At 68.4% G+C, this 15,972-nt stretch carries 17 protein-coding genes; 9 read left to right on the top strand and 8 right to left on the bottom strand.

Features of this window, described 5'->3' with window-relative positions; genetic code table 11:
* Positions 1-35: 35 nt before the first annotated feature.
* Positions 36-917 (top strand): acyl-CoA thioesterase, encoded by an 882-nt coding sequence (locus BM133_RS26545; protein ID WP_093440621.1) that lies wholly within the window; start codon positions 36-38, stop codon positions 915-917.
* Between the two features lie 21 nt (positions 918-938).
* Positions 939-1,550, top strand: a complete 612-nt coding sequence (locus tag BM133_RS26540; RefSeq protein WP_093440618.1) for a glutathione S-transferase — start codon at positions 939-941, stop codon at positions 1,548-1,550.
* Positions 1,551-1,816: 266 nt separating this feature from the next.
* Here the strand turns inward: BM133_RS26540 and BM133_RS26535 are convergent, their stop codons facing one another.
* Both BM133_RS26535 and BM133_RS26530 read right to left on the bottom strand, forming a co-directional pair.
* Positions 1,817-3,262, bottom strand: coding sequence for a nicotinate phosphoribosyltransferase (locus tag BM133_RS26535; RefSeq protein ID WP_093440616.1), 1,446 nt, complete (start codon positions 3,260-3,262; stop codon positions 1,817-1,819).
* Positions 3,263-3,327: 65 nt separating this feature from the next.
* Complete coding sequence (locus BM133_RS26530; protein ID WP_093440613.1) at positions 3,328-4,398, bottom strand: bifunctional nicotinamide-nucleotide adenylyltransferase/Nudix hydroxylase; 1,071 nt, start codon at positions 4,396-4,398, stop codon at positions 3,328-3,330.
* 82 nt (positions 4,399-4,480) lie between these two features.
* Between BM133_RS26530 and BM133_RS26525 the strand changes: the two genes are divergently transcribed.
* The 5 genes from BM133_RS26525 to BM133_RS26505 all read left to right on the top strand — a co-directional run bounded on the left by BM133_RS26525 (position 4,481) and on the right by BM133_RS26505 (position 9,195).
* On the top strand, positions 4,481-5,317 hold the full coding sequence (locus BM133_RS26525) for a pseudouridine synthase (RefSeq protein WP_093440611.1): 837 nt from the start codon (positions 4,481-4,483) through the stop codon (positions 5,315-5,317).
* Positions 5,318-5,327: 10 nt separating this feature from the next.
* The gene (locus BM133_RS26520) at positions 5,328-6,431 is read left to right on the top strand and encodes a winged helix DNA-binding domain-containing protein (protein ID WP_093440608.1); all 1,104 of its coding nucleotides are present in this window, start codon (positions 5,328-5,330) and stop codon (positions 6,429-6,431) included.
* A 121-nt stretch (positions 6,432-6,552) separates the two neighbouring features.
* Positions 6,553-7,209: a response regulator gene (locus tag BM133_RS26515; RefSeq protein ID WP_013544025.1), complete on the top strand. Its 657-nt coding sequence runs from the start codon at positions 6,553-6,555 to the stop codon at positions 7,207-7,209.
* A gap of 124 nt (positions 7,210-7,333) precedes the next feature.
* Entirely contained in the window at positions 7,334-8,713 is a 1,380-nt protein-coding gene (locus BM133_RS26510) for a sensor histidine kinase (RefSeq protein WP_093440606.1), read from the top strand.
* 143 nt (positions 8,714-8,856) lie between these two features.
* Entirely contained in the window at positions 8,857-9,195 is a 339-nt protein-coding gene (locus BM133_RS26505) for a hypothetical protein (protein WP_093440603.1), read from the top strand.
* Between the two features lie 31 nt (positions 9,196-9,226).
* Here the strand turns inward: BM133_RS26505 and aqpZ are convergent, their stop codons facing one another.
* Complete coding sequence (aqpZ, locus tag BM133_RS26500) at positions 9,227-9,934, bottom strand: aquaporin Z (protein WP_093440601.1); 708 nt, start codon at positions 9,932-9,934, stop codon at positions 9,227-9,229.
* Between the two features lie 180 nt (positions 9,935-10,114).
* Complete coding sequence (locus tag BM133_RS26495) at positions 10,115-11,146, bottom strand: zinc-dependent alcohol dehydrogenase family protein (protein WP_093440598.1); 1,032 nt, start codon at positions 11,144-11,146, stop codon at positions 10,115-10,117.
* Positions 11,147-11,246: 100 nt separating this feature from the next.
* Here BM133_RS26495 and BM133_RS26490 point away from each other — a divergent pair, with 100 nt between their 5' ends.
* Together BM133_RS26490 and BM133_RS26485 are read left to right on the top strand one after the other, a co-directional pair.
* Positions 11,247-12,167, top strand: a complete 921-nt coding sequence (locus tag BM133_RS26490) for a LysR substrate-binding domain-containing protein (RefSeq protein ID WP_093440596.1) — start codon at positions 11,247-11,249, stop codon at positions 12,165-12,167.
* A 68-nt stretch (positions 12,168-12,235) separates the two neighbouring features.
* On the top strand, positions 12,236-13,288 hold the full coding sequence (locus tag BM133_RS26485) for an ABC transporter substrate-binding protein (RefSeq protein ID WP_093440594.1): 1,053 nt from the start codon (positions 12,236-12,238) through the stop codon (positions 13,286-13,288).
* A gap of 116 nt (positions 13,289-13,404) precedes the next feature.
* Here the strand turns inward: BM133_RS26485 and BM133_RS26480 are convergent, their stop codons facing one another.
* The 4 genes from BM133_RS26480 to BM133_RS26465 all read right to left on the bottom strand — a co-directional run bounded on the left by BM133_RS26480 (position 13,405) and on the right by BM133_RS26465 (position 15,967).
* Positions 13,405-13,920 (bottom strand): DUF3761 domain-containing protein, encoded by a 516-nt coding sequence (locus BM133_RS26480; RefSeq protein ID WP_093441231.1) that lies wholly within the window; start codon positions 13,918-13,920, stop codon positions 13,405-13,407.
* 75 nt (positions 13,921-13,995) lie between these two features.
* Positions 13,996-14,649 (bottom strand): hypothetical protein, encoded by a 654-nt coding sequence (locus tag BM133_RS26475; protein ID WP_256219364.1) that lies wholly within the window; start codon positions 14,647-14,649, stop codon positions 13,996-13,998.
* Positions 14,646-15,485 (bottom strand): COG1470 family protein, encoded by an 840-nt coding sequence (locus BM133_RS26470; RefSeq protein ID WP_256219363.1) that lies wholly within the window; start codon positions 15,483-15,485, stop codon positions 14,646-14,648. The genes BM133_RS26475 and BM133_RS26470 overlap by 4 nt, the downstream gene beginning before the upstream one ends.
* Complete coding sequence (locus BM133_RS26465; RefSeq protein WP_093440591.1) at positions 15,482-15,967, bottom strand: hypothetical protein; 486 nt, start codon at positions 15,965-15,967, stop codon at positions 15,482-15,484. Before BM133_RS26465 ends, BM133_RS26470 begins: the two co-directional genes overlap by 4 nt.
* Between the last annotated feature and the right edge of the window lie 5 nt (positions 15,968-15,972).

The following is a 15,972-nucleotide window of genomic DNA, read 5'->3' as shown; positions in this document are numbered from 1 at the left end:
CTGCTTCTTTTTCTTGCACCGACCGCCCTTTGCCGATGACCACCGATTCCGCCACCGCCGCCCGCCTCGTCGACGAACTCGTCGCCCTCATGCAGCTCGAACCGCTCGGCGGCGACCGCTTTCTCGCCCAGAGCGAAGACATCGGAACCCCCGCCGTGTTCGGCGGCCAGGTGCTCGGCCAATCACTGGCCGCCGCGAGCCTCACGGTCGGCGCCGACCGGCCGGTGCATTCGATGCACGCCTACTTCCTCCTGCCGGGCGAGCACGCGCCCATCGAGTACAGCGTCGACCGCGTGCGCGACGGCCGCAGCTTCACCACCCGGCACGTGGTGGCGCGCCAGCAGGAGCGCATCATTTTTGAAATGTCGGCGTCGTTCCAGACGGTGGACGAGGGCGTCGAACACCAGCTCGCGATGCCCGCCGTCGAAGGGCCCGACGGCTTGGTCAGCGAACTCGACCAGCGCCTGGCCCTGGGCGACCGCCTGCCCGAGCGCTGGCGCATCAAGGGCCTGGAGCCGCACGGCATCGAGTACCGCCGCGTCGAGGCCGACGACCTGCTCACGCCCATCGTGCGGCCTTCGGAAAGCGCCATCTGGATGCGCGCCATCGCGCCGCTGCCCGATGACCCGGTCGTGCACCGCGCGCTGCTGGCCTATGCCTCCGACCATGGCCTCTTGCGCGCCGCGATGCTGCCGCACGGCCTGAGCTTCATGAGCGGCCAGGTGCGCCCCGCGAGCCTGGACCACGCGATGTGGTTCCACCGCGATTTCCGCATGGACGACTGGCTGCTCTACGTGCTCGACTCGCCCAGCGCGAGCGGTGCGCGGGGCCTCTGCCGCGGCAGCCTGTTCACGCGCGACGGGCGGCTCGTGGCCTCGACCGCCCAGGAGGGCATGCTGCGGATCGTCACGCGCTGAAAACAACCGAGGACATACCCAATGAAGATCTTCCACTCGTCCGCTTCGCCGTTCGTGCGCAAGTGCATGGTCGTCGCGCACGAACTCGGCATTGCCGACCGCATCGAGAAGCTGCCCAGCGCAGCCGGCCCGGTCAAGCGCGACGCCACCATCCTCCCGAAGAACCCGCTCGGCCAGGTGCCGACTTTCCTGTGCAACGACGGGCAGGTCCTGTACGACAGCCGCGTGATCTGCGAGTACCTCGACGCCACGCATTCGGGTGCGCTGTTCCCTGCCGATGGCACCGAACGCTGGGCCCGCCTCACCGAACTCGCGCTGGCCGACGGCATGACCGCGGCCGCATTGCTCGCGCGCTACGAAACCATGCTGCGGCCCGAGCCGCTGCGCTGGAACGACTGGACCGAGGGCCAGCTCGCCAAGGTGCGCACCGGTCTCGAATGGCTCGAAACGGCGGCGCCGTCGTTCGGCGATCGCGTCGACATCGGCACGATCGCCTTCGGCTGCGCGCTGGGCTACCTGGACTTCCGGTTTCCTTCGGTCGGCTGGCGTGCCGATGCGCCGAATACGGCGAAATGGTTCGAGGTGTTCAACCAGCGCGCGTCGATGCAGGCGACGCTGCCAGCTGTCGCCTGAGTCCGTTCAGGGCGGCACTCCCGCCGACGGTGGGCTCTGTTTCGCGAATGTCCTCCGGCCTGCGGCCTCCCCCTTGATTTCGCGAAACAGGGCCCACCATCAGCGGGAGCGCTTCAGAGCAGTCGTTGATCGCCGATCACTCACAGCGTGCCCAAGTGCGCAGGCCATCGGGTGCTCCCCGCAGCGAAATTAAGGAGGAGGGCGAAGCCCGGGGGACATTCGCGGAGGGGAGTACCCGGTGGCCTGTGCACCCGCCCTGAAAATCTTCAGAGCGGCGCCCGCGAAGTGACGAACTGATTCACGCCAATGGCCGCCCGTTCGCGAATGGCATCGAACGTGGTGTTCGAAACGATGCGCCCGTTCTCGAACACCGTCTGCAGCAGATCGACCTGCCCATCCGCAAGCGCTTCTTCGCGCACCGTCTGCACTTCACCGCGCGCATTCCGCACCAGAGAAAGTCGCCCCTTCTTCGACGCCTTGCTCGCATCGCCCACCGGCGACTTGTAGACATCGCGCCACTCGCCGTTCACCTGCATTGCCGAGCACTTCATTGCCCATTGCATGGTGTCGCGGTTGACCTGCTGCAGCAATCCGCCGCCCATGCCGAAGGAGATGTTCTCCGTCGAGAAACCGTTGTGGAAGAAGTTCGACAGGCACAGCCGCAGCGAATCGAGGTTCACGCCGTCGCCCTGGATGATCCGCACGTTGTTCAGCACGCGAAAGCCCTTGGCGTTCGTCGTGGTGCCGAAACGGTCGGCCAGGATCTGCGCCACCTTGAGCGTGGTCTCGGCCGGGTCGCCCGAGTCGGGCCGCACCACCAGCGTCGCGCCCGAGGCCACCACCTTGGCCTTGAGCTCGTCGCCCCAGATGCGCGCGCAGGCATGGAAGATGTCGTAGCTGTCGCTCACCACCGCGAAGGTCGCGCCGGGCTTGCCGAACTGGTCGACCATGTTGCTGTACGCATCCGATTCATGGTCGCGGCCCCAGCCCGTGATGGTGCTGTGCTCGGCCGCGGGGATCGAGAAGCCCGCCACGTCGCAGTCGTAGTAACGGCGCGCCGCCACCAAGGCGGCCAGCGTGTCGGTGCCCATGAAGTTGACCAGGTGCGCCATGCCGCCGAGCGCCGCCGATTCGAGGCTGGACACGCCGCGCGCGCCGAAGTCGTGCAGCCTGAAGGCGATCTGGCCCTGCGGGTCGTCGCAGGTCGCTTCGAGGTACCGCAGCAGCGTCGTGCGCGCGGCCGCGGAGAGCGTGGCCACCGTGGTCGGATACCAGATGGCGCGCAGCAATTCGGTCTCCAGAAAACTCGTGACCCAGAAGAACTCGGGGTCGGTGTTCTCGATGGTCGCGAGCACGTTGTGCACCGGCAGCACGCTGCCTTCGGGCACGGCACGGATGCGCACCGGCATCAGCCCGCCGTGCTTCTCGATCAGCCGCAGCCACCCTTGGCGGTTGAAGGGCTCGCCGTGCCCGGCCATCATCGCTTCGGCTTCGTCGACATCTGCGAGCGTCACCGGCGTCTGCAGGTACTCGCGCAGATACGCCTGCAGGCCGAAGAAGAGCGAGTGGCTGAAGAGCCCGCCGCGCGATTCGATGTAGCTGTGGACGGTCTGCGTGCCGGGCGGGTACTGCATCCAGTGCGACACCTTGTAGGAGTCGGTGCGCAGCAGCAGGTTGTTGCCTAGCGGCGAGGAGATGAGGTTGCGGTTCATGTGAAAGCTCCTTTCACGTGGGCCCCGTCAACCGGAGCCCGTTCTTGCTGACAAAGCCTGGTCGTTCAATTCTTGCCCAGGCCACCCAAAAAATGATTCGCGATGAAGAAGTGGTCTTCGTAGATGCGGTCCTGTATGTCGAGGAACTCGGCAATCGGCACCCAGCGCACCTCGGCCGCGTCGTCATCGGCGCGCACGTCCGACAGGCCCGCCCACTGGTTGTGCGCGAGCTCGAAGAAAAAGCCGTGCGTGATCGTGCGGCCGCGCTGCGAGCGATCGGGCGCGTCGAACACGTGGCTCGCCTTCATGCTGCCGTTGAGCACGGGCACGGGCACCTTCAGGCGCGTTTCTTCCTTCAGCTCGCGGATGGCCGCGTCCTGCAGCCGCTCTTGCTGGCCGACGAAGCCGCCGGGCAGCGCCCAGGTGCCCTTGCCGGGATGGAACTTCCGCTGCACCAGGAGGATGTGTCCGGCCTCGACCACGATGGCATCGACCGTGGTGTAGATCGGTGGAAAGTCGCTGCCCGCATAGCGGTACTTGTCGCGGTAGTCGACGAGGAAGGCGCGCTCCTCGCAGAGCTCGGCGTAGTCGGCGGTGCCGGTGAACCTGTCGAGAAAGGCCGCGGTGCCGTCGGGCAGGTCGGCCGGTGCGAGCTGGCCGCGGTTCTCGGGGTCGAAGTAGAGGCTGCGCACGTCGGTGGCGTTCAGGCTCTCCACGCTGTGCTGACCGACGAACTCCCAGTGCGGGAAGAGCTTCAGGTAGTAGCTCGAGGCGTCCTTCAGGTGCCCCACCAGCGCGACCTTGGCCTGCGCGGGCACGTGGCCGTCCTGCTGGATCAGCCGCTCGACGGCCGACTGGATCGAGGCGATCCAGATCTGGTCGTTGTAGGGCGAGTCGCCCACGCCGACGACGCTCACGCGCATCTGCTCGGTGCCGCGCAAACAGGCGCGCACCATGCGTTCGCGTTCGTCGAAGGTGAAGGGGTTTTTGACGCTCCTGGGCTTGCGGTCGGAGCCGACCACCACGATGACCCGATCGGCGGCGCGCAGGCCCTCTTCGATGAGTCTTTGGTGACCGAAATGAACGGGCTGGAAACGCCCGATGACGATGGCGTACTGGTATTTGCGAGTGCTCACTTGGGAATCCCCCAAAATTGGCGCAATCAACTTGCGCTTGCGTTCAGGATAGCATCGGTGCCGCACACTGATCAACCCCCTGATGACCACCGAGCCCTCCACCTCCCCCCATGCGCCCGTGCGCCTCAACAAGCGCATGGCCGAGCTGAAGATGTGCTCGCGCCGCGAGGCCGACGAGTGGATCGCCAACGGCTGGGTGAAGGTGAACGGCAAGCCCGCCGAGATGGGCGTGAAGGTCACGCCGTCGGACCGCATCGAGATCGACAAGGCCGCCAAGGGCCAGCAGGCGAACCAGGTCACCATTCTCATCAACAAGCCCATCGGCTACGTGAGCGGGCAGGCCGAAGACGGCCACGAACCCGCGGTCACGCTGTTCACGCCGCAGAACCGTTGGGCGGACGACAACGCGCGCTTCTTCTTCAGCCCTCAGCAGCTGCGCGGCCTCGCGCCATGCGGCCGGCTCGACATCGATTCCATCGGCCTCCTGGTGATGACGCAGGACGGCCGCATCGCGCGCCAACTGATCGGCGAAGACTCGGTGATGGAGAAGGAGTACTTGGTGCGCGTGGCCTACCACGGCCTGGGCCAGCCCGCGCCGACGGGGCAGCTCATCCGCATGGACGACGACGATCCCGTCACGCAGAACGTGCAGGCGGTCTTTCCGCCGGCGATGCTCGCGAAGCTGCGGCATGGCCTGAGCCTGGACGGGCAGGCGCTCAAGCCGGCGCGGGTCGAATGGCAGAACCCCGAGCAGCTGCGCTTCGTGCTCACCGAGGGCAAGAAGCGCCAGATCCGCCGCATGTGCGAGCTGGTCGGCCTGAAGGTCGTGGGCCTCAAGCGCGTGCGTATCGGCAAGGTGATGCTCGGCAACCTGCCGGTGGGGCAGTGGCGCTACCTCGGGCCGCACGAGAAGTTCTGAGCGTTCGCCGATGGCCGCCCTGCTGAGCCAGCGCGCGCTGAACCGGGCCACGCTGGCGCGGCAGATGCTGCTGGCGCGGCGCAAGGCGACGGTCGCACAGGCCATCCAGAAGCTGGCCGGGCTGCAGGCGCAGGCGCCGAACCCGCCCTACATCGGCCTCTGGAGCCGGCTCGAAGGCTTTCGCCGCGAGCAGCTGACCGACGCGCTGAAAAAGCGCCGCATCGTGCGCATGTCGACGTTGCGCGCGACCCTGCACCTGATGGCCGCATCCGATGCGCTGGCGTGGCGACCGCTGCTCGAACCCGTGCATCAGCGCGGACTGTCGGGCGAGCACGCGCGGGCCCTCGAAGGCATCGATCGTGCCGCCGTGGTGAAGGCCGGGTGGGCGTTGCTGCAAGAAGGCCCGCTCACCGGTACCGAACTCGGGCAGGCGCTCGCGATGCGCTGGAAAGACCGGGCGCCCGCCTCGCTCGCCGCGCTCATCCGCAACAACGTGCCGCTGGTGCACCTGCCACCCGCGGGCAGCTGGAACTCGCACCAGAACGCACGGCTGCAGCCCATCGGGCAATGGCTCGGCGAATCGGCAGCCGATATCGCCGCGGCCTCGCAGGACGATCTTTTGCTGCGCTACCTCGCCGCTTTCGGCCCCGCGACGCTCGCCGATGCCGGCGCATGGTCGGGCCTCACTGGCTGGAAGGCCGTGGCCGAGCGCCTGCGGCCACAGCTGCGCGTGTTCATTGGCGAGCAGGGCCAGGAGCTTTTCGACCTGCCGCGCGCCCCGCGCCCCGACCCCGACACGCCCGCGCCGCCGCGCCTGGTCGCCGAATGGGACAACCTGCTGCTCTCGCACGCCGACCGCAGCCGCGTGATGAACGAGGCGCATCGCGCCCGCGTGTTCACCATCAACGGCATCGTTCGCGGCACGGTGCTGCTCGACGGTTTCGTCGCGGGAACCTGGAAGATCGAGCGGGCGAAGAATGCGGCCACGGTGGTGCTGGAGCCCTTCGCGCGATGGTCGAAGACGGACCGGCTCGGCGCGGAAGAAGAGGCGATGGGCCTGCTGGCCTTTGCGGCTGGCGGCGAGGGCGAGCGGCCCGACGTCCGCGTGCTGTGACCCTGTCGCCCGCACGGCGGCTAAGGCACGCTTAAGACTTCGCCCCTACGCTGCGCCGCGGCGCAGGGCACTACCGATCATCCCGATCACGTGCTACCTTGCGGCCCAAGGAGTCGTTGCAATGCGCGTGCTTTTGGTGGAAGACGACGAAATGATCGGGCGCAGCCTGAAACAGGCGCTCGAGGGCGCGGGATGGTCCGCCGACTGGGTGCGCGACGGCGAGCTCGCGCAGAGCGCATTGGGCGACGGCGGCTACACCTGCGTGCTGCTCGACCTGGGACTGCCCAAGCAGGACGGCACCGACGTGCTGCGGCGCGCCCGCGAACGCGGCGACGCGACACCGGTGCTGGTGCTCACCGCACGCGACGGCCTGGACGACCGCATCAACAGCCTGGACCTGGGCGCAGACGACTACCTGCTCAAGCCCTTCGAGTTCCGCGAGCTGCTCGCGCGCATGCGGGCCATCGTGCGGCGCCGCGACGGCGCGGCGCATTCGCTGGTGGGCAGCGGCGTCCTGCAGCTGGACCTCACCACGCGCGAGGTGCTGGTGAACGGCGCGCGCGAGGCGCTCACTGCGCGCGAATTCGCGCTGCTGCATGCGCTGCTGGAGCGGCCCGGCGCGATCCTCTCGCGCGAGCAGCTGGAGAACCGCATCTACGGCTGGGGCGAGGAAGTGACGAGCAACGCGATCGACGTGCTGATCCACGGCATGCGCCGCAAGCTGGGCGCCGAGTCCATCCGCAATGTGCGCGGGCTGGGCTGGCGCGTCGCTGCATGAGGCTCGCCCCCAGGCTGCGCGCGCTTCGTGCCGCTTCGCCAATCCCCTGCCGGGGGCTACACCCGAGGCCCGGAAAAGCCGGTTCCTCGCTGTCTCCCAAACCGCGTTCCGCCCGGTCTTGACCATGACCGACGTCGCGCGCACCAACGGCCGCTGGTGGCGTCCGCGCTCGCTGCGCAGGCAGCTCCTGCTGTGGCTGATCACGCTGCACTTGGTCGGGGCGGTCGCGACGGCGTGGTTCTCTTTTCTTGCGTACGGCAACCTGGTCCACAACGCGCTGGACGACCAGATGCAGCTGGTGGCCGAGTCGTACACGGGCAACGATCCGCCCAAGGCGCCCCGCGCGGTCGATGGCGAGGCCGCGTTCTCGCGCGGGGCCTTCGTCGTGCAGATCTGGAGTGCCGACGGCACGACGCTGCGCGCGAGCTCATGGCCCGCGCTGTCGGTGCCGCTGCAGTCCGGCGGGGGCTTTCGCAACGTGGACACGGGCGCCCATGCGCATTCCAGTTGGCGCGTCTTCACCGCCGAGCCTGGTCCGCGCGCCGACCAGCCGCGCGTGCAGGTGCTGCAGAACGAGGACTACCGCCGCCGGCGCGCATTGCGCCGCGCCCTGCTCGAGGGCCTGCCGATCGCGCTGCTGCTGCCGGCGGCGCTGCTGATCCTGTGGCTCATCGTCTCGGCGGCCTCGCGCTCGCTGCGTGGGGTGGCGCGCGACGTGGCCTCGCAGGACGAGCGCAGCCCCACCGAACTCTCGCTCGCGCGCGTGCCCGACGAGATCGCGCCGCTGGTGGGCGCCTTCAACAACCTGCTCTCGCGCGTGCGCAGCGCCTTCGCCACGCAGCGGCGCTTCGTGCAGGACGCGGCACACGAGCTGCGCACGCCGATGGCCGCCATCGGGCTGCAGATCGAGAACCTGCGCGCGCACGTGCCGGCCGGTGAAGCCACCGATCGCTTCAACCAACTCGAAGCGGGCGTGACGCGCGCGCAGCATCTCATCGAGCAATTGCTGAGCCTTTCGCGGCAGGACGCGCCGCAGCGCGCGATGGTGCGCGAGGCCATCGACATCGAGGTGCTGCTGCGCGAGAGCGTGAGCCAGCTGATGGTGCTGGCCGATGCGCGGCGCGTGGACGTGGGATTCGAAGGCAGCATCGCGCCGGTGGTGTCCGCGCCCGCCGCCGAGCTGCGCAGCGTGTTCGACAACCTGATCGACAACGCGCTGCGCTATGCGCCCGAAGGCGGCGTGGTCGATGTGCGGCTGCATGCGGTCGACGGCCATGCGGTGGTCGATGTGCTGGACAACGGGCCGGGCATTCCGGAGGTCGCCATGGGGCGTGTGTTCGACCGCTTCTTTCGCGTGCCGGGCTCGGCGGCCGGCGGAAGCGGGCTCGGATTGGCGATTGCGCGAACCGCCGCGGAGCGCAACGCGATGCGCATCGAACTGCACAACCGCGACGACGGCCCGGGACTCATGGCACGCGTGCATCTGCCGTCATCGCCCGCATAAGGCCTGTTCAGGCCCTAAGCCGCAACTAACTCTTCGCTCACCCTCACCTCAGTCTGACTGCCTAGAGTGCGTTCAGGTCCTGCCACGCGCAGTTCGCGCGATGGCTCGAGACCGGAGACAACCTGCCCTCAGGAGAACACACCATGCGCACTTCCTTCAAGCTTCTCGCCATCGGTTCCTTCGCCGCGCTCGCAGCGTTGGGCACCGTCAATGCATCGGCCGAAACGACCGATGGCTCCGACTTCCATCCGCTGCAGATGAACTCGGCCGAAAAGCCCGAGGTGCAGGCCGGCGCGATTGCCGCCGCGCACCCGAGCGGCACCGAGTCCACCGGCCAGTCGACCAGCGCGCCCGCGATGCTGTCGAAGATCTCGGACACCGAAGTGCAGGCCGGCGCCTATGCCGCGTCGCACCCCGCCGGCACCGAGTCGATCGGCCAGTCGACCGCGCTGCCGCTGGTGAAGTCGGCCAACGGCAGCTGACCCCGGCCGACGGGGACGGCGACGACGGCGCTCAGTCGTCGTTGCCGTTGCTGAGCAAGGCGCGGTAGATCACCGCGCCGATGATCGCGCCCACGATGGGCGCGACCCAGAAGAGCCACAGTTCCGACACCGCATACGACGGCCCGAAGAGGGCCGGGCCGGTGCTGCGCGCCGGGTTCACCGAGGTGTTGGTCACCGGGATCGAGATCAGGTGGATCAACGTGAGGCACAGGCCGATGGCCATGCCCGCAAAGCCGCCGGCTGCGCGCTTGGCCGTCGAGCCCAGGATCACGATCAGGAACACGGCCGTCATCACCACTTCGCACAGCGCCGCGGCGTACAGGCCGTACTTGCCGGGCGAATGCTCGCCGTAGCCGTTGGTGGCGAAGCCGCCGATGTCCGCGCCCGGCTTGCCCGTGGCGATGAGATAGAGAATGCCGGCCGCCGCAATCGCGCCGAGCACCTGCGACACGATGTAGCCCGCCAGTTGCGAGGCCTTGAAGCGGCCTGCGGCCGCCAGGCCGATCGATACCGCCGGATTGAAGTGGCCGCCCGAGATCGGTCCCAGCGCATAGGCCCCCGTCACCACCGTGAGACCGAAGGCCAGCGAGACCCCGAGCAAGCCGATGCCGACACCCGGAAAGGCCGCGGCCAGAACTGCGCTTCCGCAGCCTCCGAGCGTGAGCCAGAAAGTACCAATGAACTCGGCCGACCATTTTTTGTAGGTACTGTGTTCCATAACGCTCCATCCTGAAGTTGAGAAAGCGCGCAGGGTTCAGGCCCAGGCGCGGGCGCATTCTGAAACGAGAAATGAGGGGCGTCGAGCACCGCGTTGCGATGAACGGAATCTCTTCACGGATCGCGCAATTTTTGTACGCTGCCGCAACTGCGTTGCATGTGAACGGAAGGCCTCAATACCTCAGAGCGTGATGACGATCTTCCCGAATGCGCCGCGTTCCAGGTGATCGAGCGCGGCGGGCAGCGCATCGAAACCATACTGCGCCGCGATCACCGGCTTGAGCGCGTTGACGTCGATGGCGCGCACCAGATCTTCGAGCGCGCGCCGATGACCGACGCCGATGCCCTGCACCGTCACGCGGCCGAGCACCATCGCATAGAACGATGCGCTCAGCGTCTCGCCGCCGAGCATGCCGATGATCGACACGCGCCCGCCCTGTCTGGCGGCCTGCAGCGAGCGATCCAGGTTCGGGCCGCTTGCTAGTTCGAGCACGTGGTCCGCACCGCGTCCGTGGGTAAGCCGGCGCACTTCTGCGGGCCAGTCGCTGTCGCGCAGCAGCACGTGCGAGGCGCCGAGCGCGAGCGCCTGTTCGCGCTTGTCGTGGCTGCCCGTCACCACGATGACCTGCGCGCCATGCAGCCGCGCGAGTTGCAGTCCGAACAACGCGACGCCGCCGGTGCCGTGGACGAGCACCGTCTCGCCCGCACGCAGCGCGCCGGTCTCGGCGAGCGCGAACCATGCGGTGAGGCCCGCGCAGGGCAGCGTGCTGGCTTCGGCCAGGCTCAGCGTGGCGGGCGCGGCCACGGCCCACGTCGCGTCGATCAACACATGCGATGCGAGCATGCCCGGCCCGGGGCCGCCGGCGAGCACGGCTTCGCTGTGCCAGTGGCTGTCGATCCATCCGCCCCAGAAGGTGTTGAGGATGCGGTCGCCCGTGGCGAAGCGCTTCACTCCGGGGCCGGCAGCGATCACCGTGCCCGCCATGTCGGAGCCGGGCGTGAAGGGCACCTCGAGCGTCATGCCCATGCCGTCGCGAATCATCAGCAGGTCGCGGTAGTTGAGCGATACCGCGCCGACCCGCACGAGGATCTGGCCCGCGCCCGGCGTGGGGAGCGGCGCCTCGGCCTGTGCGAGATGGGCGCGGCCGAACTGGGGAAGCTGCCAGCGACGCAGCGTGTGCGGCGTGTGCAGTGGGTTGTTGGGTTCTTGCATTGAAGGCTCCGCAGAAAAACAAGGAGGCCTCGATGCTATTGACGATAAAAACTACCCGGTGGTGGATAATTTTCCTTTTCTTGGTGCTTGAAAGTATCCAATGAGCCAGCGCCTGCAAGGCATCGAGGAGTTCGTCGCGGCGGTGGAGGCAGGCAGCTTTGCGCTCGCGGCACAGCGGCTGCACGTCACGCGCTCCGCCGTTGCCAAGAGCATCGCGCGGCTCGAGGCGCGGCTGGACACGCGGCTGTTCCTGCGCACCACGCGCAGCCAGAGCCTCACCGAGGAAGGCCACGGCTACTACGAGCGCTGCCGCCGCGTGCTGGCCGAACTGGACGCGGCCGAAGCCGTGACCGACGTGGCGCGCAGCACCGCGACGGGCCTCGTGCGCCTCAGCATGCCGGCGATGCTGGGCCGGCTCAAGGTCGGGCCGCTGCTGCTGGCGCTGGCGCGGCGGCATCCGCAGCTGTCGCTCGAACTCGCGTTCAGCGACCGGCGCGTGGACCTGGTCGAAGAGGGGCTCGACCTCGCGATCCGCAGCGGCGAACTCGCCGACACGTCCGAGCTGATCGCGCGGCCGGTCGGGGTGCAGTGGATGGTGCTGTGCGCCGCGCCCGCGTACCTTGCCGAGCGCGGGCACCCGCGCGGCATCGATGCGCTCCAGACGCCGCACGAGGCCGTGCTCTATGCGCGCGACGGGCAGGTCTCGACCTGGCGCTTTCACGATGGGGAAGGCCGGCTCGTCGATGTGACGCTGCCTTCGCGCCTGCGCTGCGACAGCGCCGAGGTGCTGCTCGAAGCTGCCGTTGGCGGCATGGGCCTCGTGCGGCTGCCCGCGTGGCTTGCGGCCGATGCGCTGGCCGCAGGCACGCTGGTGCGCGTGTTCGAGGAGCCCAGGCCCTTCGGCTTCGAGCTGAACGTGATCCGCTCGCGCAGCCGTTACCTGCCGTTCAAGACGCGCGTGGTGATCGACTGGCTGGCCGAGCACCTGCCGCCGTTGCTGGCCGTGCCGCGATCGCCGTGATCCGCAAGGTGGGCGCTATCCTGCGCCTTCGAACCATCCACAGTCCCAACAGTCCCGAGGAGAAGCGCATGCGCACCCCTGCCATCCTGAACATCGCGGCCACCGCCACATGCGTAGGCGCCCTGGCGGCCCTGCTTCTCCTGTCGCCGCAGAACGCAGCCGCGCAGGGCACGGTCAACGCGCTGTGCAGCACCGACGCGGGCTGGTGCGAAGCGGCGGCCACGGCCTTCACGCGCGAGACCGGCATCAAGGTGCAGCAGGCGCACAAGGGCACCGGAGAGATCGGCGCGCAGCTGCGCGCCGAAGCCGCGAACCCCAAGACCGACATCTGGTGGGGCGGCACCGGCGATCCGTTCCTGCAGGCGGCCGAGCAAGGCCTGCTGGAGCCCTATCGCCCGGCCTACATCAACGACCTGCACGACTGGGCCGTGCGGCAGTACGCGCTGTCGCAGAACATGGTGGGCGGCTTCTACACGAGCGCGATCGGCTTCGGCTTCAACACCGACGTGCTCAAGAAAAAGAAGCTGCACGAACCCAGGTGCTGGGCCGATCTGGTCAAGCCCGAATACAAGGGCGAGATCGAGATCTCGCACCCCGCGTCCAGCGGCACGGCCTACACCATCATCGCGGGGCTCGTGCAGCAGATGGGCGAGGACGCGGCCTTCGATTACCTGAAGAAGCTGCACAGGAACGTCACCAGCTACACCCGCAGCGGCCAGGCGCAGGCGCCCAACGTGGCCAAGGGCGAGGTGGCCATCGGCATCAGTTTCATCTTCGGCTTCGAGCGCTGGCGGTACGACAAATTTCCCGTGAAGACCGCCGCGCCCTGCGAAGGCACCGGCTACGAGATCGGCGGCATCGCGCTGGTGAAGGGCGCGCGCAACAAGGAGAACGCCAGGCGCTACTACGACTGGCTCATGAGCCCGAAGGGCCAGGCCATCGGCGGCGAAGCGGGCAGCCTGCAGTCGCCGGCCAACAAGACCTTCAAGCCCGATGCGCGCATTCCGTCGATGGCCGAGGTGAAGCTCATCAAGTACGACTTCCAGAAGTACGGGCAGGCGGCCGAGCGCAAGCGGTTGATCGACCGCTGGACGCGCGAAGTCGAATCACAGCCGCGATAGGAAGGCTCCGCACTCTTCAAGAAACATCGCGGAACCGGCTTCGCCGGGCCGCAGGTGTTGCCCCCGGCGAGGGGGAAGGAGCAGCGACACGCAGTGCGCGAAGCCTGGGGGAGTGCCTAGCCACACACCTTGTTGTGCGCGGCGTGCATGCCCTTGGCCTTGGCGTCCGCCTCGCTCAGGTACTCGCCCTTTTTCGTCTTGCCATAGTAGCGGTCGCCCATGCAGTGGTAGACCTTGGACGTGTCGTTCGCCCACACCTTGCCCGCGCCACCGCCGGGTGCGGCGGCCATCGTGGCGAGGTCGGGCGAGCCGGGTGTCCTGGTCGCGGTGCCGGTGCTCGGTGCGACGCCGGTCTTGCTGACTGCGGCCGACTGGGTTTCGACCGCGGGTGCCGCAGCAGGTGCGGGCGCCGCGGCGGCGGCGGCGGCCGGCGTGTCCGCCGTCTTTCCGAACCATGTCTTGATGCCCTTGTGGCCCCTGCACGCGCCCGACCTGGCGTCGGGCGAGGCATAGCTGCCGTCCTTGCACTGCACGGTGGTGCCGGCCGGCGCATCGGCGGGCACCTGGGCCTGGGCGACCAGGGCGCTCAGGCCCAGGCAGGCTGCGATCAGCAGCATCGTGTGGCGGTTCATCGTCATGGGGGGCTCCCGGTTGGTGGAGCGCGCAGCTTCGGCGCCCGATCCCAGCGGCAGCTGACCAGCCGCAGGTCAGGGCGTGCTGGCCGTGAACGTGACCACGCCGCTGTAGTTGCCGGCGGTGCGACTTGCCGAGTTGGCATAGGAGAAGGTCCAGTTCGCCTGCTGGAGCGTCACGAGGTTGGTGAAACCCGTGCCCGTGACATTCACCGCGGTGCCCGGCCCGGTCGCGGGAATCAGCGGCGCGGGCAGGCCGGTGTTGCTGGAGGCGATGGTGATTTCCGACATCGGAATCGTGTTCGTGCCGCTCGAAAGCGGCGTGGTCGCCTCGGCGCGGAGGGTGATCTGCCCGGCATTGCTGCGCACCTCGACGGGCAGCATGTTGTTGGAAGCCGCGACGGAAAAGGCCGGTGCGCCGCCGCTCCAGTTGACCGCTGTGTTGTTGCCTGCGGCCGGCGCGGTGGGGCCGCCGGGAATCGACGGCGTGAGCGCGAAGCTCACGGTGCTCACGGCATTGCTCTGCGTCGGCCAAGGGCTGTTGCCGACGCCGAAGAACAGGAACTTCTGGATCGACAGGGTGAAGTCCAGGCTGGCCGTTGTGCTGCGGGGCACGTTGACCGAGGAGCTCGATGTACTCGAATCGGCATGCACGTGCGGCACGGCCGCGGCCGTGCCCGCCAGGCACAGGGCAGCGGCGGCCTTGCGCATGGCGACGCGCAGCGTCACTTGAGCTCCGCGTCCACCTTGAAGCTGCCCTTGTCCCAGTCCAGCGTGCCATGGGTTTTTACCGGATAGACCGGCTCCGGTGCGGATTGGCCGCTTTCGGCCTTGGGCACCAGCGCCAGCGTGCGGGTCTGGCCCGGCAGGATCGGCGTGCCCTCGGGCACCAGCTCGAAGGCGCGGCCCTTGCTGTCGGTCGCGTCCAGGCTGCCTTCCAGGCGGCCGTGCGCGTCGCCGGTGTTCGTCACGGTCACGATGGTGCGGCGCTTGCCGTCGGCCTGGCTGCTGGCGATCTGCTTCATTTCAAGCTTGGGCTCGGCGCCGTCGAGCATGACGTACACCGCCACCGCGATGCGCCCCGTCACCGGCAGGCTCAGGCTGGCGCCGCCGCCCTGGATGAGGGTCTGCTGCGCGGGCTCGGTGCCTTCGATGGCGATCATGAAGCGGCACTCGCCGCGCGGCGAACCCGCCGGCGGATCGATCTGGAAGCGGAACGACTTCTTGCCGCGCGCGGGCACCGTCACGCTGCGCCGCTCCAGCGCGACCCACGGCCTGCAACTGCCCGGCTGCAGGTCGTCGTGGTAGGTGATGTTGCCGTCGGCCGAGTAGCTCCAGTCGATGGTGCGCACCGACACCTCGGTGGCGGCCGATGCCAGGTTGTGGATGTCCAGCGACTGGCCCAGGCGCACGCCGCTCTTGCCCGACACCTCGAAGCGCGAGGGGGAAACGGCGATCTCGAACGGCGCGGCCGTTGCGGCGCTGGCGCAGGCCAGGAGCAGCAAGAAAGAAGAGGCGCGCAGCCATTGCGGCAGCGCGCGGGTGCGAAGAAGAAGCTTGTTCATGGAAGTGTCTCGATTTCGAAGATCGATTCGAAGCTCAGGGATGCGCCCGAGGGCAGGCGCAGTTCGCGCGGATCGATGCGCAGCGTCAGGTCGAAGGTTTCGTTCATCCAGGCGGCGGCGATGGTGCCGTTCCAGACCGGCACGCGGTCGCCCGGGCGGCCTGTGCCGCTCGCGAAGGCGCCGTTGCCGCGCCATTGCACCTGCAGGCCAGCGGGTGAGCGCAGGCCCGGGATGCCCACGGGAATCACGTAGAAGATGCGCGCGCGCCGGCCGATGTAGGGCGCGGTGGCCAGCCGGTATTCGATGCGCCCGAACGGCAGGTTGAAGCTGGTGCCATCGATGGGCTGCGCGTTGCGAAAATCGGTGTTGACCTGGGCGCGCGGCGAGGTGGAGTCGTCCAGCCGCGCCACCAGCGCGCCGGCGGGCAGCGCCAGGCACAGCAACAGGCCTGCGCAGGCGGCAGTTCTCCAGATGGCGTGCATGCGCG

Source organism: Variovorax sp. 770b2, from assembly GCF_900115685.1.
Taxonomy (GTDB): Bacteria; Pseudomonadota; Gammaproteobacteria; order Burkholderiales; family Burkholderiaceae_C; genus Variovorax.
The sequence above is the reverse complement of the archived record's forward strand: the minus strand, read 5'-3'. Positions and strand labels throughout refer to the sequence as shown.

Coding starts and splice junctions, on each gene's coding strand:
- BM133_RS26480 (WP_093441231.1), bottom strand. CDS start 13,920: ATGAACCGCCACACGATGCTGCTGATCGCAGCCTGCCTGGGCCTGAGC.
- BM133_RS26540 (WP_093440618.1), top strand. CDS start 939: ATGAAGATCTTCCACTCGTCCGCTTCGCCGTTCGTGCGCAAGTGCATG.
- BM133_RS26535 (WP_093440616.1), bottom strand. CDS start 3,262: ATGAACCGCAACCTCATCTCCTCGCCGCTAGGCAACAACCTGCTGCTG.
- BM133_RS26465 (WP_093440591.1), bottom strand. CDS start 15,967: ATGCACGCCATCTGGAGAACTGCCGCCTGCGCAGGCCTGTTGCTGTGC.
- BM133_RS26545 (WP_093440621.1), top strand. CDS start 36: ATGACCACCGATTCCGCCACCGCCGCCCGCCTCGTCGACGAACTCGTC.
- BM133_RS26495 (WP_093440598.1), bottom strand. CDS start 11,146: ATGCAAGAACCCAACAACCCACTGCACACGCCGCACACGCTGCGTCGC.
- BM133_RS26485 (WP_093440594.1), top strand. CDS start 12,236: ATGCGCACCCCTGCCATCCTGAACATCGCGGCCACCGCCACATGCGTA.
- BM133_RS26520 (WP_093440608.1), top strand. CDS start 5,328: ATGGCCGCCCTGCTGAGCCAGCGCGCGCTGAACCGGGCCACGCTGGCG.
- BM133_RS26505 (WP_093440603.1), top strand. CDS start 8,857: ATGCGCACTTCCTTCAAGCTTCTCGCCATCGGTTCCTTCGCCGCGCTC.
- BM133_RS26490 (WP_093440596.1), top strand. CDS start 11,247: ATGAGCCAGCGCCTGCAAGGCATCGAGGAGTTCGTCGCGGCGGTGGAG.
- BM133_RS26510 (WP_093440606.1), top strand. CDS start 7,334: ATGACCGACGTCGCGCGCACCAACGGCCGCTGGTGGCGTCCGCGCTCG.
- BM133_RS26525 (WP_093440611.1), top strand. CDS start 4,481: ATGACCACCGAGCCCTCCACCTCCCCCCATGCGCCCGTGCGCCTCAAC.
- BM133_RS26470 (WP_256219363.1), bottom strand. CDS start 15,485: ATGAACAAGCTTCTTCTTCGCACCCGCGCGCTGCCGCAATGGCTGCGC.
- aqpZ (WP_093440601.1), bottom strand. CDS start 9,934: ATGGAACACAGTACCTACAAAAAATGGTCGGCCGAGTTCATTGGTACT.
- BM133_RS26515 (WP_013544025.1), top strand. CDS start 6,553: ATGCGCGTGCTTTTGGTGGAAGACGACGAAATGATCGGGCGCAGCCTG.